This is a genomic window from Paenisporosarcina sp. (assembly GCF_057785155.1).
In genome coordinates this window covers 63,770-87,445 of record NZ_JBYNRN010000007.1, presented here as the reverse complement: position 1 = coordinate 87,445, position 23,676 = coordinate 63,770, and the positions used below count along the sequence as shown (strand labels likewise).

Below are 23,676 nucleotides of genomic sequence, written 5' to 3'. Positions count from 1 at the left end.
TTATTTCCCCCTTTGTGAAATAACTCTCCCCGTAACAAACTCCAACCACGCGTAAACGCCGGTTTTCATGGTTGCACTCGTCGCCACATCGCGTGATGGGTCGAGGCAAACGAAGTCGATGTGACGGACAGATTCATGCTGGCCAATCAACAACAAACTCGCGAATAATTCTTCCGCACTCATGCCGCCTGGTGTTGACGCTGGAACGCCCGGTGCAACTGCGATATCGAGCACGTCCATATCAATCGTGACATAGACGCGGTCAACTTTTTTGGCTAATAAAGCCAGTTCATTCATGACGCATTGAGCCACCCCTAGCTCACGCGCTTTACGCAATGTCACCATACGAATGCCATGTTCTTTTGCATAAGCTACGAGTGGTGCCGCATTAAAGTAGCCGTGCAATCCGATGTTGACGACATCTTCACCACGCACGATGCCACCATCAATTAATTGACGAATCGGCGTTCCGTTTGCTGGCCCTAATTCGGCAGGATCTCGGACGTCTAAATGCGTATCTAACTGTAGAATGCCGATTCGTTCAGCAGGGAAGGCTTTATTGACCCCGCGAACTGCACATGCTGTGACACTGTGATCTCCACCAATGAGGCATGTCGTAGCATCTGTGTACTTGGCGACTAACTCACGCGTCGTGTCTTCAATACGTTGGTGCGACAGCAAAATGTCCGTCGTGTGCATTGCGATATCTCCTGCGTCTGCTACTGAATAAGACGATAAATCGACGTCTTCATCTAGATTGTAGGTCGCAAATCCTTTCCAGAGCTTGCGGAATTCTAATGGATATAACGAAGCGCCGGATACGCTGATGGATGACCTTGATATTGGTGCTCCGTATAACACCATATTCGGTGACTCGTCCGACAATGGCTTTACCCATTGATGAACAAAGTCGCCTTCACTATCGCGCCAAGACCATTCGGGTTGTTGTAAATGTTTCATTTAACCCACCACCTGAACGCCTTTTTTCCATACTGATTGAACGTGATTTACGCCAAATAAGTATTGAAGCTCTTGGTAATTTGAAATATGCCACATGACGATATCCGCTTGTTTGCCGACTTCGATTGAGCCTACTTTTTCTTCCATACCAATGGCACATGCACCGTTCATTGTTGCTGCCACGAGTGCCTCTGCTGGAGTTAGACGCATGGAAATACATGCTAAATTCATAACCAGTGGCATCGATGTTGTTGGAGATGATCCAGGATTACAATCGGTCGAAATCGCCACTGCAACTCCGGCATCAATCATCGCACGACCTTGAGCCGCTTCTTCACCCAAGTACAAAGCAGTCGCTGGTAACAAACACGCGATAACGCCCGCTTCCGCCATTAAACGAATTCCTTCGTCTGACGCTTTCAGCAAATGCTCTGCCGAAATCGCGCCGACTTTCGCAGCAAGTTCTGCACCCCCGTAGGATTCGATTTCATCGGCATGTATTTTAGGAACTAACCCAAGTTCTTTTCCTGCCAATAAAATACGTTCCGACTGCTCAGGCGTAAACACGCCCACTTCGCAAAAGACATCATTGAATACAGCCAGTTCCTCATCCGCTACTTTCGGAAGCATGTCATTCACCAGTACATCAATATATTCATCTTCCCGACCTTTATATTCGCGCGGGACTGCATGCCCGCCCATAAATGTTGGAATTAAATCAATCGGATGCGTTTCATTTAATCGCTTCATGACACGAAGTTGTTTAATCTCCGTTTCTAAATCCAAGCCATAACCACTTTTTCCTTCTACAGTGGTTACACCGTGTGCTAAAAATGAGTCAAGACGTCGTGTCGTTTGTTCGATCAATTCATCTTCCGTCGCTTCGCGAGTCATACGAGTGGTAGCGTGAATACCACCACCCGCATTCATAATATCCATATACGTTGCGCCTTCTAATCGCATTTCAAATTCGCGTTCACGGCTTCCGCCATACGCAACATGTGTATGCGGGTCAACTAAACCTGGCGTTACTAATCGGCCAGTAGCATCAACAATTTCCGCTTCACTCGCACGGTCTCCATATATACGCTCCAGTTCAGCAGTTGCACCGACGGCCATAATCTTACCGTTCTCTATCCACAAACTGCCGTTTTCAATTACCCCTAAATCGGACATCGCTTCGCGTGTGCGGGGTTTATTGGCACCAGAAATCGTTGCAAGTTGGGCTGCGTTCTTAATCCAAATAGGTTTCATTATTTCTCACCCTTTAACATTGGGATATTAACCCCTTTTTCACGTGCTGTGTCGATGGCTAAATCGTACCCGGCATCTACGTGGCGGACAATTCCCATTCCTGGATCCGTCGTCAAAACGCGCTCTAAACGAGCTTCTGCTTCTTTCGTTCCATCAGCTAAAATAACCATACCTGCGTGAATGGAATAGCCCATTCCAACGCCGCCGCCGTGATGAACTGACACCCATGTTGCACCACCTACAGCATTCACCATCGCATTCAAAATCGGCCAGTCAGCAACCGCGTCCGATCCATCTTTCATCGCTTCTGTTTCACGGTTTGGAGATGCTACGGAACCTGAATCTAAGTGATCACGGCCGATAACGATCGGCGCACTTAATTCCCCACTTGCAACCATATCGTTAATAATTTTCCCAAAACGAGCACGCTCGCCGTATCCTAACCAACAAATTCGAGAAGGGAGTCCTTGGAATTGAATTTTCTCTTGCGCCATTTTAATCCAGTTACATAAATGGGTATTGTAGCTAAATTCACGTAAAATCACTTCGTCCGTTTTACGAATATCTTCAGGGTCACCAGATAGCGCTACCCAGCGGAAAGGTCCTTTCCCTTCGCAGAATTGTGGACGGATGTATGCCGGAACAAACCCAGGGAAATCGAATGAGCGTTCAACGCCTTCATCTTTTGCCACTTGGCGAATGTTGTTTCCGTAGTCAAACGTAATCGCACCTTTAACCATCATCTCAACCATTGCTGACACGTGAGTTGCCATAGAAGCTTTCGAAAGCTTTACATATTCCGCTGGGTTTTCCGAACGAAGTTTTGCCGCCTCCTCTAGTGAGTAACCAGCTGGCACATAGCCATTCAATGGATCATGTGCGGACGTCTGATCAGTTAACACATCCGGGATAAATCCGCGTGCAATCATTGCTGGTAAAATTTCTGCCGCATTTCCAAGCAAACCAATCGATAGCGCTTTTCCTTCCGCTTTCGCTTCTTCAGCTAAACGAATCGCTTCATCAAGTGAATCTGTTTTCACATCCGTATAACGAGTTTCAATACGTCGATCGATTCTCGTTTCATCTACTTCAATTCCGATACATACGCCGCCAGCCATTGTAACTGCTAGTGGTTGAGCACCACCCATTCCACCAAGTCCAGCTGTTAATGTGATTGTTCCTTTTAATGATTCGCCGAAATGTTGCTTCGCAAGTTCTGCAAACGTTTCATACGTCCCTTGAACAATCCCTTGAGAACCGATGTAAATCCAGCTTCCTGCCGTCATTTGGCCATACATCATTAAGCCCTTCTTATCTAACTCGTGGAAAGTTTCCCAGTTTGCATAAGCAGGCACAAGGTTTGAATTAGCAATTAACACACGCGGTGCGTCTGTATGTGTTTTAAAAATTGCCACTGGTTTTCCAGATTGCACAAGCAACGTCTCGTCGTTTTCTAATTCTTTCAGTGAACGCACGATCGCGTCGTAGCTCTCCCAGTTACGTGCCGCTTTTCCGATTCCGCCATATACCACTAAGTCATCTGGATGCTCTGCCACATCTGGATGTAAATTATTACTTAACATGCGCAATGCCGCTTCTTGTTGCCACCCTTTTGTATTTAGTTCCGTACCTTTATATTGGACTACTCGTTCTGATGCTTTAATTTTCATAATGGTCCGCCTCCTCTTATCATACTTCTATTTTATATTGAAAGTTCTGATAATTGTTTATAATTTAATGCTGATTTTATGTTTTAGTGTGTAAAATACGAGAAATTTAAAGAATTTTATGTTTTATTTCAATAAAATCTATGGAATTGATACTTTATTTACAAATAAAATAAGGTTCTTTATAAGTCATTATTACAACTATAGATTTTCGTTTCAGACGGACGCGTTCCGCGGGCATGGCCTCAGTCTCCTCATCACTTCGTTCTTCCGGGGCCTTCAGCTCATGCTATTCCCGCAGGAGTCGCCGTCTTCCACTTCAATCCGTCTCAAAATAAAAAATTCTAAAACTTTAAACAAAAAATTAGATTGTAAATGCCGCTTTATCTAACCTTAAATCCGTTCGAGCTTACTGACCAACCTCTGCATTTCTATTAAATTAATGAAATGTTGCTTATAAAAACAACTTTCGTTGCGTACACTTCTAGAATAAGGAAGTTGATATTGCGTGAGGGAAGGAGATTATTATGATAGCTTTCATTAAAACCAATAAAATAGAGTTACTGATGTGGGTGCTGGTACTGCTAGCGACTTCAGGTTTCGGGGTATTTGTTTTCTCACATGCATATGGAATGTTAAATGTATTGATCACTGTCAGTCTATGTATTTTAGCCATTATTGGGCTCGTCGTCTTATTTGAAGTACATCTAAAACATCGAATCCACCACTTCTTCAAAACACAAATCACCATTCAAAATATGCGAAAGCTTACTGATCAATCAGTCCGTTTTACAAAGAAATGGGGCAATTTTAAGATCCTCTTTCAAAATAGCAGATTGAAGATGAGTGCTTTAAAGTTAAAAAGATGAGTTGCATCAGCAACTCTTTTTTTATTCCACAAAAAAAGACCGATCATAGTTGTCGGTCTTTTACAGGTTATACAATTTTCAAAATCGATTATGCTACTTTTTTGAATAATGTAATGCAGTAAATAGCTGCTAAACCAACCAATACGTAAACAACGCGAGCGATTGGGCTATCCATTCCTCCGAATAGTCCTCCTACAAGATCCCATTGGAATAAGCCTACTAACAACCAATTCAAGCCACCGATAATAACAAGTAAAAGTGCGATCATATTTAAGCTTTTCATCTTCCCATCTCCTTTGTTTAATATTTGTATATAGATTGTATAATCTATATAACTTTAAAGTAAACCTACTTACAAAAATAAACAAGGATGGATGTGCTGGAGAATGTTTTATCTTTTTAAAATCGATAACTTGAAGGCGTTTGACCAGTGGCCGTCTTAAATTTCGCGTTGAAATAGGATTGATGAGTAAAGCCACTTAAACGAGAAACTTCTTCTAAAGAAGCATCGGATTCTTTTAATAAGCGCTTTGCTTCTCGAATTCGGATTTCTTGTAAAGCATCACGGAACTTCACACCTGTACTTTGGTGGTATTTTCGACTAAGCGTGCTTTTATTGATGTTCAGTGCATCTGCACAGGCGGCTAAGTTCCAAGCTGGATTCCAGTAATTTGATTCCATCATAGATCGAACTTTTTCAGGGAAGCTAGACTGTCCTGAAGTGGAAAGAGCAGGTTCTTTCATTAATAAACCAATAAAGTCGTTTAACTTTTGAATAATTATATACATGACGGGTTCGCGTATGATGTCTTGGAAAAGTTGATGATATTGTTTTTCCAACATTCCTGAGCGCATTGATTTAGCAGTCATAAACCTGCGGATTTGTGCTAATACACTGGTTAAACGTATGCGAACCATTTCAGGATCTGGAAATGGGGCTTCAAGGACAAGGAAGTCTTGTTCGAGCCAGTCTCGGATTGCTTTCACATCCTGTTTTTCTAACATTTCAATCCATATTCGTTGCTCAATGGGAGATAAAAATGGATCTAGCTCTCGCCACGTTAAGTCTTGCGTTTCTACAGAAACAATATCGTAGCCATCATAAAAAATGCGTTCTTGGTACCTCCGCATTTTTTGGTACAAGCTGCGCATACTTGGTCCTTTTTCAGATTCATATAAATAAAAGGAGAGCAACGTATCTGACTTTTGTTTCCATAGAGCATAGAACGATGAATAGGCTTCTGTTAATTGAGATTGCTCATTTAGTCGGTGTACGACTAATGTGAAATCAGAAAACGGAAATACTTGAAATTGAGTTGAAAATGAAAACCCTTCTAGTGTTCTCACTATTTCCGAGCCCTGCTCTTTATTGGAAGAAACAATGGCACTGACTAACAGGGGCGAATTCGGAAACGTCTCTGTCAGCAATAAATCCTGGTACGTAAACATGCTGTTCTGAACGGTTTGGTCTTGAGGCAATCTATTTTGCTCATTGCGCAAACGAAACCGTGCTTGATGGATAATTTTGATTAACTGTTCAGGTTGAAAAGGTCTAAATAAGACGTCTTCAGCTTTATGCTTTAAAGCCCCGTAAGCGGTTTGGAACGTACGATTGGATGAAAGACCAAGCCATCTTGAACCTGCCGGAAGAAAGGATTCTTCCATGACGGGCAGAATATCCAAATCGATGATAAAAAAATCGTGTTTTCCAGAATGCCGATCACCGGTAGAGCCCTCTACAGAATCTTCAATTTCAATAGAAACATCACGCATTTGAGAAGAAATCATCCACTTAATGCCTTGCGCTTCAAGCGGATCTTTCGTTAAAACGTAGACATGCATAGTCAGTCTCCTCTTATCTTCGAGTAAACATTATCGTTCGTTCACTTGATGTGCAATACTTTCATCGATTGTAACATTTATCGATTCAGGAATTTTCAAATGTAATGTCGGTGACCATTCGGATGAAGAATTATGATGACTTTCTGAGTCTTTTTTTGTGAACTGGGTTGTAAACATATCGTATTCAAAATTGGCTAAGTCATAAGAACGACTCCCCGTACTTGAAATGGTTAAGACGTTTTCGCTTTGGTCTATTTTGAAGTGTTTATTAAAATCTTTTGCCTCGTAACCATTCATGATAAGTTTCCCTTCATACAGGAAAGCTTCGATACGATTTGAATCGCCTGGAATTCGTTCAATTGTGACTAATACCGGCATTTGTCCAAGTGTTTTAGGTTTTAAATAAAACTCATCGTTACTTACTTCTTGAACCCATTCTTTCATGAGATACTTTGAATCCACATCTTCGAATTTCCCTTCATTTAAGCTGACGAATGATGAAGTATACCGGTTTACCTCTTCTCGATCAATTGATTGAAATACACTATTTTCATTTAATGGAATGAAATAAAGAACAAATGTAGCAACCACGATCAACACGAAATAGCTCATAAGAATATAGACACTTACCTTCCTAGGAAGTCGAACAAGAGGTTTACGTGAATTATTTTTAGTTGCTTGAAAGCCTAGCGTAATTAGTAAAATAATGATTAAAGGCAGTAAAACAATACTCATTAATACCGCACCTCCTTACTACGATTGACGAACCAAGTAATAGCTAGCAGAATCGTCGATAACCCCGTAGCTTTTAACATAAACAAGCTCAATGAAGATTCACCTTCATAAAAATTATAGAGTGGGATTATTAAGGAATCCGCACCTATTTTGGCTAATAGAACATTCGCTAAGCTATACAGTACTAAAAAACCGAGAGGAATGAAGCGATTAAATTGAAACAAAACGACAACTAAATATGTTAATGAAGCAAACAAGAATATATAACCAAAGGTTCCTGTTATGTTCATGATGTGTTCAACAAACGTAAATGAGGTATTCAGGATGATTCCGTTTACAAAGAGTCGTTGAACAAGTGGAATGAGTGAACTAGCAAAATAAGCAGTGAACGCACCAATAGCTGCTATAAAAATTAGAAAAATGACGTTTGAAATAAATTGACTTAATCGAGTGGTGACATAGGTATAATCCATTCGGTTCGATGATTCAAGAGCTAAATAAACACTTGTGCCAACTACCCATAAATAGGTCATGATTAGTAAGAAAGATGAGCTATAGACGTGGGAAGTAGTATAAATATTTCCACTCGATGAGCTTCCCGAACTTGTCGCCACAGCACTTAATAAAATCCCAAACAATTGAACGCCCACTAGAGACAACCAAATGGAATGGTGTGATAGAAATTTGAGTCTCAGTTGTTTTTTCACGACATCAAACAAGCTCATTTCGTTCAAAGACACGATCAATCCCTCCTTCTCGGCTATCTGTTAAGTAAATAAACGCTTCATTGGCTGTCAGTTTAATAAAAGTAAGTTGAGGGAAATTCTCGCGATGCACATATTGACTGACTTTCACAACTGCCATCACAGTCCCCGGAATCGTTTCGTTATAGTCTAACTTTTCATGCATCGAGACAAATCGATCGACCTCCACTTTACTTCCTTTTACAGCCATGACACTTTCCTTTAACTCCGAAATGGACAGATGCATGAATGCTTTTTGGTTATGAATAATCAACACATCTTCCAATAAATTCTCGATTTCTTCTAAGTGGTGACTAGAAAGTAAAATTGTTCTCGGGAAGGCGAGATAATCTTTCAATAAAGCACGATAAAAATCTTTGCGTACCGCTGAGTCCATACCTGTAGTCGGCTCATCATAGATTGTGAGTGGGCAACGTGCCGCAAATCCAATAATGGCATGGAACGTACTTCTCATCCCTTTAGATAAGTTTTGAACATACATTTTAGGTGATAACTTAAAATATGCCATCAATTCATTTGCTAAAGAATCATTCCAATTTGGATAGAACAAAGCAAAGGATTGCAGGAGTTCTCCTAAGGTGAGCGAAATCGGTAAACTCATGTTGTCGTCAATCATTATGGTATTAGCTGACACCTTAAGACTTGTGAAAGGATTCTCCCCCATTACCACGACATCCCCGTGAGACTTCTTCAAGTAGCCTGCCACTAATTTCATGAATGTGGATTTCCCCGCTCCGTTACGTCCAATGACACCGGTAATGGTATTCTCTTGGATTGAGCAATGAAAATCTTCTAAAGCAGTGTGTGCCCGGTACTTTTTCGTAACGTTTTTACATTCAATCACGACCAATTCCCCCTTCATTCTTTGCTTTCGCTCTTTTTAACATGTCGATTAGTTCGTCAAATGGTACTTCCAGGCGCTCAGCTTCATCCACTATCCCATTTACAAGTGTCGTTAATTTCTCATTTTTTCGTTTGGATAAAATCACGTTTCTTGCTTCAGATGTTACGAACATGCCAAGTCCTCTTTTCTTATACAAGATGTCATTGTCGAGTAAAATCGTTAAGCTTTTGCCAGCTGTCGCGGGGTTGATGGTAAATAGATCCGCAAGTTGGTACTGGGAGTACATTTTTTCATCAGCTTTAAATTGTTCGCGCAGTATCTCATTTTCAAGCCATTCTGCCAGTTGAACATAAATGGGAAGATCCGATTCTTCATAAAACTTCAATTTCGCGCCTCCTCCACTACCTAAATTTTAGGTGCATTACTGTTATAATGTACTATATTGCATTATGTAATAATTGGCAACAAAAAAATCAACTTCTTTTTTCAGAAGTTGATTCAGAATCATATAAATCCAAGGATTTACCTCGAACAGAAATAAATGTGGTTGGCTATTCCTTTCGCTTTCCGCGGACGAAACGTCAGCCTTTTTGGCTCAGCTGTCTTTTACAGCCGGCCAATGGGTTCTTAATTTCCGGGCATCCGTCCACATCTTAAACCACTTTATTCCGGAACATCTCCACCGTACATCTTCCATTCTTCTCGCGAAGGTCCATACATGCCAACCATGGTTAAACCTGCCTGACGCATTAAAACTGTCAATTGACCTCGATGGTGAATTTGGTGTTTCACTAATACATCTAATGTTTTTGCACTCGACCACATTTCACCATACATGTCATGTTCTTTGGATAAGCCTGCATCTGACCATTGTTCGCGCATGGCAGTGGCTAAATTTTTGCTAGCTCTCTCATATCCCTCTGCTATTTCTTTTGCAGACGATGGCACTTTGGCGTCATGATGCGGCGCATCGAATTCAAGTCCGACACGAGACATCATTTCGTGAACTGAAACCACAATATGCCAAGCTAAGAACCCTAATGTTCGTTCTCCTTCAGCAACTCGTGTGGGTAAAGATTCGTCTGTTAACAACGCCAATAACTTTTGTGTGGATGAACTTTCATCCGACCAGTCTGCTAAAAATTCTTCGATTGTATGGTACATACTTTGCCTCCTTAAGATATCTCTTTCTGTATCTTTCGAGGGTCATTCTCAAATTCCTGCATTACGCTTCAATCATTTCTTTGCTTTTACTTTCTACTTCGGTTAATTCTGATTGTAATAATCGTTTCTTTTCATCTAAAGAATGCAATACAGTCGAAACGTCTCTGCTTGTGTTTTCAAGGTTTCCTTGCGATTTTTTGATCCGTGAATGAATCGTCCACTCACTAAAAATATCATCAAAGAAATAATCCGCAACTTGGATAAAACTCCCTCGTTCCACGGTAAATGCACTCGCTTCTAAAGCTTGCACATCCTTCATTTCTCTTTGGAAGCGTTGAAGTGCCATCTGCGCACGATGGATGGTGTCTTCAGATTCATCAATGGCGTTATGCTTCATTGCGGTAACGATCATCCCACCCCCTAAAAACGTATCCCATGTTGAAAAACTTTTAGCCGATGCGAGTTGGTCAATCGCACTCGACAATAACGATTTCGCAGTAGTTCCTGCACTTTGCGCTTCATCTATTTCTTTTAACATCGTTTTGATTTCTGTTTTCCTTGTATATAAACTTTCTATAACAGCATAGTTTTCAGGTGAGTTTTCTTTTAACCATTGTTTTTTCTCATCCATCAGTTGGTGCCATCGAGGTTGTAACTGCCTAAAGCTTTCATCGGCTAACTCAACTCGAACATTTCGTTCTTCTTGTTCCAGATCTTCAACCATCTTCACTGCTTCGTTCCATTTTAATTCAACCGCTGCTGCTTCCGCCTTCTCTTGGTCACGGATTTCGTCGAGATTGCCTCTCCAATTTTGAACCATATTGGTGAATGAAAACCCGTCTAACTTCTCCACATCCAGTTGTTCTTTTGTTAATTGTCTTTCCAGTTCATTTCGCTTAGTTGAATAATCGAGGATTTCTTGTTTTAATGATTCCATTTTACGAACCAAGCGTTTTTCTTCATTCATTAACAGTTGCAATTCTGACTGTTTTTGTTGATATGTCTCCCACATGTCCATCACTCCTTGCTAAATATACGATTAAGTAAAGAAAGAAGTTTCATTCTTTTAATATTTTGGGAATACATTGAAATGTTGGAACTTTTCTTCTAGTTGAAGAGTCTAATGAGTAAGTATTGAAATCGGAAGAGTTAAGGTGGTTAATTCAATGAAAAAGTGGATTGCAGCAATCGTGGTTATAGGAGTTATTAGTACTTACATGGCACTTTCAACGAAATTTCACTATCCTGAACTGCCATTTTCCAATAAAACCAAATATGAAGTAGCGAACCTAGCCACCACTTCTACTTTACCGCTTTCTAAAATTACGCAAGAAGACGGATATATATGGTTTGTTACAGATGATTCGGAGGACATTGCAGAAGAATCACTGAAAAAGCGGCTGCAAAAAAACGGCTGGGAATTTGTTGAGAAAGATGGATCTGGTTACTTTTTTGAGAGAAACGGCGAAAGAGTGATTATTGAAAGCGAGAAATGGACAAGCAATTATCTTCTTTTTCAACTGCCTATTGGTCTTTAAGGTTTTTCCTCACTTTAAGACTAGGTGTTTACAACTTCCGTATGAACAATTGACTGAGGTGGCGTAATGATAATCAAAAAACAAAAAAAGAGATTCCTCATTAGTGCATTATTTGTGCTGATTATCATTTTAAGTATGATTACAAACCCAACCAAGGAAGAGTACCTTCAGTTCAGTGGCTGGAGCAAGTCACCAGAAAGTATTCATATTCATATTGAAAGAGTTAACTTTTTCATATTTTCAACTTACACCCCAATTGTAGCTCACGAATCTGGGATAACCCATTTGGGAATAATGGGACACTTCTTTCAAATTTCAGATGGTCAGTTTGATTACCCTGGGTGGTTAGAGTTCTTTAACTAAATAAATGCACACAACAAAAGACGATTCGACGTTAAAGTTTCTTAACATCGAATCGTCTTTTTAATGATTATTTTTTCTTCTTCATACCAAATGGCCACCAAACTCCGCGGTCAAAGGAAACCGTCATTGCTGGGATTAATAATGGCAAAACAATTAATCCATACAACAGGAGTCCAATCACGACAATTGATGCGATTTGCATCAGACTAAGAACACCTGATGGTAACATTGCGCCAAATGTACCTGCTAAAATAATAGCAGCTGTGATAATAACTGTACCCATTTTCGCCATAGAAATGCGCATCGCTTCACGTACGGTCAATCCACTCTCTGCTTCTTCACGGAAACGGTCGAGCAAGAAGATTGAATAATCGACACCAAGTGCAATCAACATCACAAATCCAAAGAACGGAACAGCCCAGCTAATACCGTCATAGCCTAGGATGTTTTCGAAAATAAGCTCAGCTATCGCAATGGACGTGAAATACGTTAACAACAATGAACCAATCATGAACAATGGCATAATCATCGATCGGAACAAAATCGCCAATACAACAAACAAGCTGATTAACATAATAACTACAGTGCTTGTGAAATCACTTGAAGAAATATCAGCTAAATCACTGTTAATACTCGCAATCCCACTAAACGCAATATCAGTATCTTCTAGTGGCGTCCCTTTCACTTCCGCTTCTGTCGCATCCTTAATGCGTTGAACCGTTTCAATCGCTTCAGGTGAATATGGATCGTCAGATAAAATAACTTCCATCTTTAAGCCAGTACCTTCAGCAAACGTATATCTCTCCAAAACTTGTGCAAAGTCTTCATTTTCAAGTGTACCTTCAGGAATGAACAAACCTGTATCGCGAACAGCTTTACTTTCGCTCATAGCGGTCATCATATCGCTTACTTCTGTTAGACCCTTAATAATTTCTGATAGTCCTTCATTTGAAGCCGCAAGCCCTTCTGTTACTTGAGATAACCCTTCACTTCCAGAACCTGCACTAGCTAAACCTTGTTGAATTTGGCCCAGTTGTTGACTAATCGCCGTTAGTGCACCGACTGTTTGTTGGACATTCCCTGATTGTTGTAGACCTTGTGTAGTTAAACCTAACTGTTCATTTAACTGTCCAAGCCCTGCAGCCACTTCACCTAGCCCACCACTATTACCTGCTCCAGCTAATCCTGATTGGATTTGATCTAGACCGGCTCCGATTTCTGTTAAACCATCACGAGCTTCAGATAATCCGTCAGCCATAAGACCAAGCTGACGATCTACATACAAGTCTTCTAGAATTTCACCCGTTGGTCGAGTAACAGCACGGATTTTATCGACACCTTCAATTTGTTCATACCGTTGGCTTAATCGCTCAACATAAGGAATCATTTCTTCATTCGCCAATGACTCGTCAGATTGAATGATGACTTGAACTGGCAATGAATCGCCTTTTCCAAAGCCATCTTCAATAGCACGTAACCCTTGAGCGGATTCGTAATCGTCGCCGATTTCATCCACGGTATTAAACGATAACGAGTTATCGTATGTTAACAACAATGGCACTGTAATTGCCGCTACAACTAACATCGAAAGCACAGGGCGATTCACAGAAAGCTTGCTCATCCACATCCATAACCCACTATCTCGATGAGATGCCGACTTCTTGGATGGCCAAAATAATTTTTCTTTTAACAACACCATACTGATTGGCACGATGGTGAATAAAACCAGCATCAACACAGCAATCCCAACTGCTACAGCAACGGCTGATTTAAAGATTGGGAATTCTGCAAAGCCAATCGCGAAGAATCCAATAAAGACAGCTAACCCTGAAATCAACAGTGTGCGACCAGCAGTTTTGTACGTATTAACAATCGCATCTTCAACCGCGTGTCCCGCAGAAAGCTCTTCTTTATATCTACTTAATAGCAGGATACAGTAGTCTGTTCCGATTCCGAATAAAATCGCCACTAAGAAAATTTGCGTGTAGTTCGATACAGGAAAACCAAACCATTCGATGAAAAACGCCACTAATGATTGGCTCAACAAATACGTAATCCCAACTGCCACTAATGGAACTAACGGTGTAATGACCGAACGGAATACCGCCAACAATAATCCAAAGATTAAAACGACCGTAATAATTTCAGTGCGTTTCAATCCTTCTTGTGCACTTTCGTTTACATCGTTATTGATAATCGCTTCACCTGTTACATACGCCTTCATTTCAGAAGGAATGATTGACGTTCGAATATCGTCAGCCACTTCGTTTACTTTCTCATCAGACCCTTGAACTGTAATTGGAATTAAAACAGTCTGTTGGTCTTCTGAAACTAATTGCTTTTCAATTTCTTCGCTTTCCACAGGATTTAAAACACTTGTAACCGCATCCCCAAGTGATTCAATTTCCGTAGACATCTCACTCAACTGTTCACGGACGTCATTCGTTAACTTTTCATCTAACTCGATAACAACCGAAATGGTTTGATCACTTTCGCCTGCATCAGCAAGCATTTTAGCAGCTATTTGAGACGACGCATCGTCCGACAATTGGAATGAACCTGCTTCTTCGGCTTGATTTGTTAAATTGGGTGCTATTAAAAACAACAGTACCGTTATAGCGATGACTCCGATTAAAATCGGCCATTTCAGTTTTAAAATTGTGCGCATCTCTTATACCCCATCCATTTTTAATATTTCTTTTAACTTTCTAAACGTTACGAGAAACTGCTCGATTTCTAGATCATTGACATGATCTGATAATAAAGAGCCAATATATTCATCTAGCACTTGTTTTGATTGCTCCACAACGTCTTGACCTTTATCTGTTAGCTCAATTAACTTCTCACGCCTATCACCAGATGGCATAATCACAACCAATTCTTTCTCAACCAACTTTTTTAGGCGACTGGAAATAGCACTTTTGTGTACGCCTTGGAGTAAAGCTAAGCGACCAGCCGTCATCGACTCTTCTTTACTAATCAATTTCAGGACCTGCATTTGCTCAGGCGAATATTCTTTCCAAAGTGGATTATCCACACTTTTCAACACTCGTTCTGTCCCATAAATAAGAACCTCTTCGAACAATTCAGTTGCTTCTTGAATACGCTTATCCAATATAGTTTACCCCCTTAACCATTAAATTTAGTTTAGGGGGTAAACTTTTAAAAGTCAATAAATGATGTAGTGACAAAATGGTGAATGGTGCCTCTTTTTTTCTAAAATCCATAATTTATACTTCCGTATCCGCACAAAAAAACCTCCTCAAAAGAATTGAGAAGGTTTATTTTATGTTCACTTATAGGTTTCTAGTCCATTTTTCACAACTAGTCGATTACGTCCACGACCCTTCGCTTCTAATAGAAGCTGATCGGCATAAATGTAAGCACGCTCCATTGGAAGCTCTTCCACCATGGTATTGTAGTAAAGTCCGCATGAAACCGTATAGGAAATCTGTGTCATTTCACCATTAAACTCAACTTCAGCTGGTTGCTCACTTACTTGTGTACGTAATGCTTCTAAGCATTCAATACACTCTTCATAGGTGCGATCACGTAAGAACAGGGTAAATTCTTCCCCACCACTTCTGAATACTTGATCGTTATTTCTAACCCTCGATTTGAGCATTTTCGCAAAATGCTGAATGACCAAATCACCCACTGCATGATTATAGTTATCGTTAATGCGTTTAAATTTATCAATATCAATGACAACAATACCTAGCACTTCATTGCTTCCATTGATTTCACTCATCTGCTTGTCCATCATCGCACGATTTGCTAAACCTGTCATGAAATCGGTGTAGGCCATTTCTCTGAAATAGTCACGCTCGATTTCATTTTGTCTATTTTCTTGTTTGGAAAGGAACGATTTGCTGACAACATAATTTAAACTAAGTAACACAATGAGCATTTCCCATTGATTTTCCATCACAAAATAATACAAAAGACCATTTGTTAAGGCATTTTTAACAACGATATCTAACATACTTCTTCTCTTTAAAAATAAACTAACTTCATTCCACGAATGAATATTCCCACTTAAATATAGAGAAAAAAGAAGAAACGAATTTGCAAAAACCATAATGATCAGTGCTGCCAGAAGGAATAAAATAGAATATCCAAATGGAATGTTTTCAAAAAACGGATATAGAGACATAAAGAATATATATGCGATTGTATTATAAATAACGAAAGTACCGATATTAAAGAAGGTATCTGTAAATTCATCGGCATCAGCTGTTTTGGTAATTTTACGTTGGAAATAAACAGAGAAGCGATAAAATATTTCAAATATCAGAAGACCAAAAGGGCCAGCAAATAAGGCAAACGATTGACTATATGACATCCCATAATCATATGTCGCATTACCGTTTCCTTGTACAACCTTATAATTGGTATACATTACAGAGAAAAATAGATAGATACATAATACGGCTATATATTTAAAAATATCTACGTCTAAAGGCGCAAAATATAAACCAGTCGCGACACTCACAACGAATAATGATACATCAAAAATTTTGTACTTTTCCAATCTGTTGCACCTTCTTAACTATGAATATAGAAATTATAGCATATTACCAAAAAATTGAATGTAATAATTCAGAAAATAATTCATTTTCATAATTTTACAATGAATCTTCTGTTTTCTTTCTAAAAATAAGCCATAAGATTAAAAACACTAAAAAGGAAACTAGTTCTAAAGTTATAATATACCATGGATATGGACCTAAGTAATCTAATAAACTACCATTGACCGGTTTTCTTTGCAAAAACATATAATTGCCATCTACGACAAGGTTCATAATAAATACAATTGGCAACAAAACATTGAGTACAATCATCGTTTTCACAATTCCTTTAAACGTTGGTCGATACCCTTTATACCAAGTGAAATACAGTGCCGTTATGATAATTCCGACATGTGTATAAAAAAAGTGGAAGAAGCGAAAATGCGGATACCCCATATCTAAAACTGGTGTTGCGATTGCTTGGATAGCACCACCAATTCCTGCGTAGAAAACGAACTCATACAAATGCTTATTACCCGTCCAAAGTAAAAGAATCGCAGCAATTAAACTGATACTGCAGAGTTCTAGCGGTAAGGAGTGACTCCAATTCCATCTATCCGTCTGGTAAAGCCACACATAATAGAGAAAATCCATACCTAGCAATGTAACGGCGAAGAAACGTTCGAACCATTTCATTTTCCCCGCTTCGATTGTTGCTTTATTCCTAAAGACAAACAGTAGAATAATCAGGAGGACTAACCCGATAATGGCAACAAAATGTGCGGATGAAAACATAGTAAACACGGGTTCTTCATTCCAATTCATTGTCCTTCCTCCTTTTTCGTCTATCTCTTCTTATTCAATTTGCGGAGAGGGATATCCTTTTAAATTCTAGATTTTAAACTGCAATAGAGGAGAGATTTGTTGTAGGAGCGAATATAAAAAACAAAAGGTTAAATATGGAATGCTCGGAGCGGGAACGAGAGGAGCATCCAACATGGAGACAATATTTCTATCAGTCTTATATGGATTACCCATTATTATCGTAGCCTTTCTTATTCGATGGATTCGATTCATTAAAGAAAACTCTGATCTACAAGTTGAGCAGAATAAGGAAATCATCTCTTTACTAAAAGAAATCAGAGCTAAAAATACAAATCAAATGTAATTGATTTAGGAGGATTTAGATGTCACTAGCTTTGATTTTCGATATGGATGGCACCCTTTTTCAAACGAACAAAATTTTAGAAATATCTCTAGAAGATACTTTTGACAATTTACGGTCTCAAAACCGATGGAACAAAGAAACGCCATTGAAAAAGTACCAAGAGATTATGGGCGTACCATTGCCTGTCGTATGGGAAACACTTTTACCTGACGCGACAAATGAATGGAGAGAAAGTGCGAATGCATTCTTCCACGAAAGATTAATCGCAAACATTAACGCTGGAAAAGGCGCACTATATCCAAATACAACAGAACTCTTTCGTTATATAAAAAGCAACGGTCACTCCCTATTTATCGCAAGTAACGGACAAACCGAATATTTAAAGGCCATTGTTTCTTATTATGGTCTCGATCAATGGGTGACCAAAACGTTTAGCATCCAACAAATACATACACAAAACAAGACGGATCTCGTAACAGAAATCATCAAACTACATCGCATTACAGACGGAATGGTCATTGGAGACCGACTTTCCGATATACAAGCAGCCAAACATAACAACTTACATTCAATTGGGTGTCGATTTGATTTTTCACAAGAAAATGAACTAGCTCAAGCTGATTTCGTCATTGATGATTTGATGGAAATAATAGATGTTGTACAGAGTTTTCAACTTGTATAATTTGGACATGACAAAAGCAGCCCCTTATTGGAGCTGCTTTATTTTCACGATTTCTTTACATGACGCAATCTTTTTCGAACAAACCAATACACGCCTAATCCAATCAACGCCAAAATAAGTAACACTGGCAAGTTTCCAATAAAGAATATGATTAAAGCTGAACCAGTAGCAAGCAATGAATTGGTACTAGTCGCTAATTGTTTTTTCGTTTTCTCCCATGTATTTAGCTCTTTGCTTTCGATTTCGGGTACGACTACTTTATTTTCATACATTAATAATTCAACTGTAGAGAAGGATGTTTGATTTTCAAGATATTTCATCTTTCCTACCATCACTTCAATCTCTTCTTGTACTTTCGCTAAGTCAGATGAAATCTTTAATAAGTCCTCTGTTTTTTGTGCTTTACTCATAAACGCTAGTAATCGTTCTTCAACAGCTCTCTTCGATTTAACACGTGATTGCAAATCGACATATTGTTCCGTTACATCTTGCCCAGTAACATTTCGTTCAAGGACCTTAGCCACTTGCCCTTCAGCGTCTGCTAAAAATTTCTCGAAATGCTTTTCAGGAATACGGACAACCATTTTCCCGCTGCTCGTTTGGTCATCTTCTTTATAAACATTAGATTCCACAATGTACCCACCGTAATGCGCTACTTTCTGTTCAATATTTGCTTGCGCTTTGTCCAGTTCCTTCACATTCACACTTAAACTCGCTTGGTGAATAATCATGCGATTCGTTTCAACAACTGCCCCTTTTGTCGACACTTCAGCAGATTCGTCTGAATCACTTGTTTGACTCGAATCACTCGCCACATTTTCTGATTCCTCTGTTGCGATTTCATTTGAACTTTCCTTATCCGCCATATCTTGAGGGTAAGATTCATTTGATTCGGACATCTCATCACTCGCACTACAAGCTGCCAATACCAACATAATGGCCAACAATAATAACCCCAACATCTTTTTCTTCATTTCAACTGCCCCCTATCTCTATATAAACTTTGACGTAGCCATAAGGAAAAATGTTACAGTTCTCAAAAAAATAATTACTTGAGGTTTGGTTTGAAAGATGTGATTCCTCTACACAAAAAAGAAGCAGCCGAAGATACAATTTCGGCTGCCTCAAAACTTCGTATTGGATTGTCTTCTTTATTGTTTCCGTGTTTAATAATATTGGTGATTTCAATAAAAAATAACTGAACTGATAAATTTTTCAGAAGTTTGAATAAGGAAAAACGTTAAATAGTAATCACTCGCCACTCGCAGACTTCAGTCATTCCAATTTTTTGATATACACTTCTAGCTGCTGGATTATTATAAAATAAGTATGGATATTTTCCTTCTTCCAACAACATTTGAAATAACCCTATCAACACTTCAGTTCCATATCCCTTATTTCTAAACTTTGGATTTGTAACTACACCAATAACAATGGCACTGTTTTTGTCTTCCATTATTGTAGAACAAGAAGACACCATTTCTTCATTCACCTCTAAAAACACTGTACGGTCACTGGTATCTTTCAATCTCTTATATTCAAGTCGAACATATTCCTTCTTTTCTTTAGGTAGGCTTTTTGAAAACTCATTTGTGGATAATAATAAATCATATTGCATTCTAATTTCATCTTCTGTTTCAATTATTTTAATTGGCTCCATGAGCTTTCTCGAAGCAGAAATATTTTTTACTACACCTAAATAGGACAGTGTATTTTCCTTCATCGACATACGGAGTAAACTTTTGCATAAGGGAGCTCGGTCCACTTAACTTTGAGTAAGTTAATTCTTTTAGTAAGTTTTTATAAATACTAATGTCTCTATCTGACTTTGAGAAATAAGTAATATTATTAAAATTATTCACTAATATAGAAACTAATTGATTATCCTGATATTCTCCAAATACTTTAAAATCACCTTGATAATTATTTTTAATTAATCCATCAATCAAGAAATAATAATACAATTTATCATCCTCAAAAAATTTTATAACTTCTTCGTGATTATCATTAGATAGTTTTTTCAGTTGCACAATTCTTCCTCCATTAAAAAACCTAGTTACTTCACATAATATAAAAAAACTATTTTGTAAATTTTTACAATATAAATTTATCATAGTTCTCATTCCGTGAATACAGGTAGTTTCCAACTATTATTTTTTAAGGTTATTTTTCTAAAAGAACTACCAACTTACATTTCTTGAGGTGCTTTCATTCCTAATAGTCTTAATGCTTCTGTTAACACGATTGTTACACTATGGACCAATACAAGACGATAATAACGACCTTCATCCTCAGTTAGCACTTGGACATTTCCATAAAAAGAATTGAATGACTGCGCTAGAGCTACTGCGAATTTTGCGATTAAAGATGGATCTAGTGAAGTAGTCGCCCTACTTACCACGTTAGGGAATTGATTGAGTAATTTAATGATTGCCCACTCATAGTCATTAACATCTTTAACTTGAACATCATGTGGGTTGGTTTCAGCTTTTCTTAAAATGGAGTACGCTCTAGCGCAAGTATATTGTATATAAGGACCCGTCTCACCTTCCGTTTGAAGCATTTTTGTTAAGTTAAACTCGATATCATGCTTCCGGTGCTGTTTTAAATCACTAAAAATAATGGCCCCAACACCTATTGCTTCAGCGACTTCGATTTTATTTTTTAAATTCGGATTCTTCTCTTCGATATTTACGGAAGATAATTGAATGGCTTCTTTTAAGACACGCTCCAGCAAAATAATATTTCCTTTGCGAGTTGAAAGCTTCTCTCCGTCTTTTAAGATCAAGCCAAATGGAACATGTTGAATAGATGCTGACCAATCGTAGCCCATTTTGTTAAGAACAGTTTTAATTTGCTTAAAGTGTAGACTCTGTTCATTCCCCACGACGTATAGGGATTTCGCGAAGTTATATGTGTGTTTTCGGTCTAATGCTGCCGTAATATCTCTTGTTGCATATAGAGTTGCACCATCTGATTTTTTTATTAAGCAAGGTGGAATGTCATCCCCTATTTCAACGACTTGAGCACCATCAGATTCAACTAATAATTGTTTTTGAGTTAACTCTTCTACAATTGGTTCCATCTTGTCGTTGTAGTAAGCTTCTCCATTTTCAGAATCGAAAGAAACACCTAATAAATCGTAAATTTTTTGAAATTCTTTTAAGGACTCCGTTCGGAACCATTCCCATAAGGCTAAGGCTTCGGTATCCCCATCTTCAAGTGATTTAAACGCTGCCCGTCCTTGATCATTTAAGGTTTCATCTGTTTCTGCTTCTTCATGAAAACGAATGTAGAGAGCTAACAAAGTCTCAATTGGCGCATCCTGAACTTCCTTTTCACTTCCCCACAACCGATAGGCAACAAGCAATTTCCCGAACTGAGTTCCCCAATCACCCAAATAATTAATTTTCACAGGTTGGTACCCACTCTTTTCTAACAACAGGGAGATGGAATTGCCAATGACTGTCGAACGTAAATGGCCCATTGAAAATGGTTTTGCGATGTTTGGGGAAGACATATCAATAGTGACAACGCTACCCTGACCAATATGTGAGGAACCATATTGATTGGATTGGTTAATGATTGTTTCCAAGATGTGTTGAGAAAAATAGGATTTATTCATAAAGAAATTCACATAGCCATTAACTGCTTTGGCCGTTTGAACGCGAGGATCACTAATACGTTGAGCGATTTCTTCTGCAATCAAAACGGGAGATTTTTTTAATAGCTTTGCGAGCGAGAAGCAAGGAAATGCATAATCTCCTAAATGAGTATAAGTCGGCTCTTCAATCATATTTTCATCAACCAGTTCCGGAACAATGCCTTGCAATATTTCTAAAATGTCCTGCTTCATCAGAAAACCTCCTAAAATAAATAAAAAAAGCCCTCGTCTCATCAAACATGAGACGAAAGCTTAACTTCCGCGGTACCACTCAAATTGCCAAATATATGGCCACTTTCTCCATAACGGGGAGTTCCGGCTACTAAAAGCATCTCAAAAGTGCGGTTCACAACTCTTTTACACCGGGCTTCCACCATCCCCCGCTCGCTTTTGTATCAGATGTCGCTACTCTCTTTTTCTTAGATATTGTTATTGAATTTAACAAACCCCAAATTAATTGTCAACATTTTCTAATAGATTACAGTTATTAATTTAGGAAGGCTAACACCACTAGCACGAAGCAAAGACCTGCTAATCCATAAAAAATCTTCGAAACCTTCCGATTCGTGTTCATTTTATAGCCATAAACCGCGAAGAAGAGAGCCGCTGCCAATTTAGATATACCTTCATAAAGTAAGTTCCCAGAAAAGGCAGAGCTACTAAAAATAATAGTTGTAAGCAATGTAATCAAAATGAATACCTTGAACCATAAAGGCTCTAATTGGAACAATTTAAACATGCTCTTTATTCTTAGTGAGAAATTATTAAATCCTGATTTAATATTCTCCATAAGCACTCTTCTTTCAATGAATATTGAAAAAACCGATTAACGACGTGCAGCACGCAACCTACGGAATTGAGCAATTTCTTTAAATAAAAACTGCCAAAATGCAAACGAAGCGATCAGTAAGAACGCTAACTTCCAACCTTGTCGCCAATCATTGAAATACACATAATAACTCATGGCCGCATAAACAAACGTGTAAAAAATAATGCCCCATAAAAGTGACTCGCGTTTCACATAAAACTTAATTGCAAATAGAAGTACAGAAACCCCTAGAAGCACCCACTTCAATGTATCAAACTCCATATATTTCTCCCCTTACAAACCTGACTGCTTTGTAAAATTTCTTTTTATCATTCCATTGGATGGTTGCATACCAAATTTCTCATAATAAACCTGCAACTCCATGTCACACATTAAGTCAATCATATAAATATCCTTCAGCGTAGCAAACATTCTCTGTACCAATTCTAGTCCAATTCCTTTACCTTGATGAGATGGTAAAACTTCTAAAAAGGGGATATAAGCTGATAAAACGCTATCACTTATAGCGGTAATAAATCCTACGATTTGATTCGAATCTTCTTCAATTGCTAACACGATATGTGAACTGTTGTTCAATAACTTTAAGTGAACTTCAGGAGAAGGCGGATTCGGCCAATTCACAAAAAAACCGTTTAACTGATTAACATTTATACCCTTAGTAGATGTTGTGTAAATCATTTTCAGAACCCTCCATTTGTTCTTTTAATGGGAGTATTTCTGTATGAATCAATTGTAGAGTAACATTAAAGTACACCTCTTACTGTTTAATTGGTATTTCTACAAAAACATACATTTGGATATTATTAATTAAAGAATATCAGA

At 38.6% G+C, this 23,676-nt stretch carries 26 protein-coding genes and 1 other annotated feature; of the genes, 5 read left to right on the top strand and 21 right to left on the bottom strand.

The annotated features are described in order from the left end of the window. Genes AC3EA5_RS02255 through hutU form a run of 3 tightly spaced genes read right to left on the bottom strand, consistent with a single transcriptional unit; the run spans window position 1 to window position 3,884 of the window. Window positions 1-960 (bottom strand): agmatinase family protein, encoded by a 960-nt coding sequence (locus AC3EA5_RS02255; protein WP_488606923.1) that lies wholly within the window; start codon window positions 958-960, stop codon window positions 1-3. Further along, complete coding sequence (hutI, locus tag AC3EA5_RS02250; protein WP_488606922.1) at window positions 961-2,214, bottom strand: imidazolonepropionase; 1,254 nt, start codon at window positions 2,212-2,214, stop codon at window positions 961-963. Next, a complete protein-coding gene (gene hutU, locus AC3EA5_RS02245; RefSeq protein ID WP_488606921.1) occupies window positions 2,214-3,884 on the bottom strand; it encodes a urocanate hydratase in 1,671 nt (556 codons plus the stop codon). The genes hutI and hutU overlap by 1 nt, the downstream gene beginning before the upstream one ends. A 524-nt stretch (window positions 3,885-4,408) precedes the next feature. Between hutU and AC3EA5_RS02240 the strand changes: the two genes are divergently transcribed. Beyond that, window positions 4,409-4,750 (top strand): hypothetical protein, encoded by a 342-nt coding sequence (locus tag AC3EA5_RS02240; protein ID WP_488606920.1) that lies wholly within the window; start codon window positions 4,409-4,411, stop codon window positions 4,748-4,750. 88 nt (window positions 4,751-4,838) lie between these two features. Here AC3EA5_RS02240 and AC3EA5_RS02235 read toward each other — a convergent pair whose 3' ends face one another. The 8 genes from AC3EA5_RS02235 to AC3EA5_RS02200 form a co-directional block, all read right to left on the bottom strand. After that, entirely contained in the window at window positions 4,839-5,033 is a 195-nt protein-coding gene (locus AC3EA5_RS02235) for a DUF378 domain-containing protein (protein ID WP_394190198.1), read from the bottom strand. Between the two features lie 116 nt (window positions 5,034-5,149). Then, on the bottom strand, window positions 5,150-6,592 hold the full coding sequence (locus AC3EA5_RS02230; RefSeq protein WP_488606919.1) for a helix-turn-helix transcriptional regulator: 1,443 nt from the start codon (window positions 6,590-6,592) through the stop codon (window positions 5,150-5,152). Window positions 6,593-6,622: 30 nt separating this feature from the next. Further along, window positions 6,623-7,327, bottom strand: a complete 705-nt coding sequence (locus tag AC3EA5_RS02225; protein WP_488606918.1) for a hypothetical protein — start codon at window positions 7,325-7,327, stop codon at window positions 6,623-6,625. Then, entirely contained in the window at window positions 7,327-8,067 is a 741-nt protein-coding gene (locus AC3EA5_RS02220) for a hypothetical protein (RefSeq protein WP_488606917.1), read from the bottom strand. Before AC3EA5_RS02220 ends, AC3EA5_RS02225 begins: the two co-directional genes overlap by 1 nt. After that, window positions 8,039-8,935, bottom strand: coding sequence for an ATP-binding cassette domain-containing protein (locus AC3EA5_RS02215; protein ID WP_488606916.1), 897 nt, complete (start codon window positions 8,933-8,935; stop codon window positions 8,039-8,041). The genes AC3EA5_RS02220 and AC3EA5_RS02215 overlap by 29 nt, the downstream gene beginning before the upstream one ends. Beyond that, window positions 8,928-9,320, bottom strand: coding sequence for a GntR family transcriptional regulator (locus tag AC3EA5_RS02210; RefSeq protein WP_488606915.1), 393 nt, complete (start codon window positions 9,318-9,320; stop codon window positions 8,928-8,930). The genes AC3EA5_RS02215 and AC3EA5_RS02210 overlap by 8 nt, the downstream gene beginning before the upstream one ends. Window positions 9,321-9,598: 278 nt before the next feature. Beyond that, a complete protein-coding gene (locus tag AC3EA5_RS02205; RefSeq protein WP_488606914.1) occupies window positions 9,599-10,099 on the bottom strand; it encodes a DinB family protein in 501 nt (166 codons plus the stop codon). A gap of 61 nt (window positions 10,100-10,160) precedes the next feature. Beyond that, the gene (locus AC3EA5_RS02200; RefSeq protein WP_488606913.1) at window positions 10,161-11,111 is read right to left on the bottom strand and encodes a hypothetical protein; all 951 of its coding nucleotides are present in this window, start codon (window positions 11,109-11,111) and stop codon (window positions 10,161-10,163) included. A gap of 154 nt (window positions 11,112-11,265) precedes the next feature. Between AC3EA5_RS02200 and AC3EA5_RS02195 the strand changes: the two genes are divergently transcribed. Then, the gene (locus AC3EA5_RS02195; protein WP_488606912.1) at window positions 11,266-11,637 is read left to right on the top strand and encodes a type II toxin-antitoxin system HicA family toxin; all 372 of its coding nucleotides are present in this window, start codon (window positions 11,266-11,268) and stop codon (window positions 11,635-11,637) included. 66 nt (window positions 11,638-11,703) lie between these two features. Continuing rightward, complete coding sequence (locus tag AC3EA5_RS02190) at window positions 11,704-12,000, top strand: hypothetical protein (protein WP_488606911.1); 297 nt, start codon at window positions 11,704-11,706, stop codon at window positions 11,998-12,000. 67 nt (window positions 12,001-12,067) lie between these two features. Here AC3EA5_RS02190 and AC3EA5_RS02185 read toward each other — a convergent pair whose 3' ends face one another. The 4 genes from AC3EA5_RS02185 to AC3EA5_RS02170 form a co-directional block, all read right to left on the bottom strand. Beyond that, entirely contained in the window at window positions 12,068-14,668 is a 2,601-nt protein-coding gene (locus AC3EA5_RS02185; RefSeq protein WP_488606910.1) for an MMPL family transporter, read from the bottom strand. Window positions 14,669-14,671: 3 nt separating this feature from the next. Continuing rightward, window positions 14,672-15,115 (bottom strand): MarR family winged helix-turn-helix transcriptional regulator, encoded by a 444-nt coding sequence (locus AC3EA5_RS02180; RefSeq protein ID WP_488606909.1) that lies wholly within the window; start codon window positions 15,113-15,115, stop codon window positions 14,672-14,674. A gap of 177 nt (window positions 15,116-15,292) precedes the next feature. After that, a complete protein-coding gene (locus tag AC3EA5_RS02175) occupies window positions 15,293-16,534 on the bottom strand; it encodes a GGDEF domain-containing protein (protein WP_488606908.1) in 1,242 nt (413 codons plus the stop codon). Between the two features lie 94 nt (window positions 16,535-16,628). After that, entirely contained in the window at window positions 16,629-17,336 is a 708-nt protein-coding gene (locus tag AC3EA5_RS02170; protein WP_488606907.1) for a YwaF family protein, read from the bottom strand. Between the two features lie 172 nt (window positions 17,337-17,508). Here AC3EA5_RS02170 and AC3EA5_RS02165 point away from each other — a divergent pair, with 172 nt between their 5' ends. Next, entirely contained in the window at window positions 17,509-17,679 is a 171-nt protein-coding gene (locus AC3EA5_RS02165; protein ID WP_488606906.1) for a hypothetical protein, read from the top strand. A gap of 19 nt (window positions 17,680-17,698) precedes the next feature. Beyond that, window positions 17,699-18,361: an HAD hydrolase-like protein gene (locus tag AC3EA5_RS02160; RefSeq protein WP_488606905.1), complete on the top strand. Its 663-nt coding sequence runs from the start codon at window positions 17,699-17,701 to the stop codon at window positions 18,359-18,361. Window positions 18,362-18,405: 44 nt separating this feature from the next. Here AC3EA5_RS02160 and AC3EA5_RS02155 read toward each other — a convergent pair whose 3' ends face one another. The 6 genes from AC3EA5_RS02155 to AC3EA5_RS02130 form a co-directional block, all read right to left on the bottom strand. Then, window positions 18,406-19,335 (bottom strand): DUF4349 domain-containing protein, encoded by a 930-nt coding sequence (locus tag AC3EA5_RS02155; RefSeq protein ID WP_488606904.1) that lies wholly within the window; start codon window positions 19,333-19,335, stop codon window positions 18,406-18,408. A gap of 266 nt (window positions 19,336-19,601) precedes the next feature. Next, a complete protein-coding gene (locus AC3EA5_RS02150; RefSeq protein ID WP_488606903.1) occupies window positions 19,602-20,021 on the bottom strand; it encodes a GNAT family N-acetyltransferase in 420 nt (139 codons plus the stop codon). Beyond that, complete coding sequence (locus tag AC3EA5_RS02145; protein WP_488606902.1) at window positions 20,008-20,391, bottom strand: hypothetical protein; 384 nt, start codon at window positions 20,389-20,391, stop codon at window positions 20,008-20,010. The genes AC3EA5_RS02150 and AC3EA5_RS02145 overlap by 14 nt, the downstream gene beginning before the upstream one ends. Before the next feature lie 158 nt (window positions 20,392-20,549). Further along, window positions 20,550-22,217, bottom strand: a complete 1,668-nt coding sequence (gene argS, locus AC3EA5_RS02140; RefSeq protein ID WP_488606901.1) for an arginine--tRNA ligase — start codon at window positions 22,215-22,217, stop codon at window positions 20,550-20,552. A gap of 45 nt (window positions 22,218-22,262) precedes the next feature. Next, window positions 22,263-22,455: a binding site (T-box leader), on the bottom strand. Window positions 22,456-22,851: 396 nt separating this feature from the next. Then, window positions 22,852-23,115, bottom strand: a complete 264-nt coding sequence (locus AC3EA5_RS02135) for a hypothetical protein (protein WP_488606900.1) — start codon at window positions 23,113-23,115, stop codon at window positions 22,852-22,854. 12 nt (window positions 23,116-23,127) lie between these two features. Then, on the bottom strand, window positions 23,128-23,532 hold the full coding sequence (locus tag AC3EA5_RS02130) for a GNAT family N-acetyltransferase (RefSeq protein WP_488606899.1): 405 nt from the start codon (window positions 23,530-23,532) through the stop codon (window positions 23,128-23,130). Window positions 23,533-23,676: the final 144 nt, after the last annotated feature.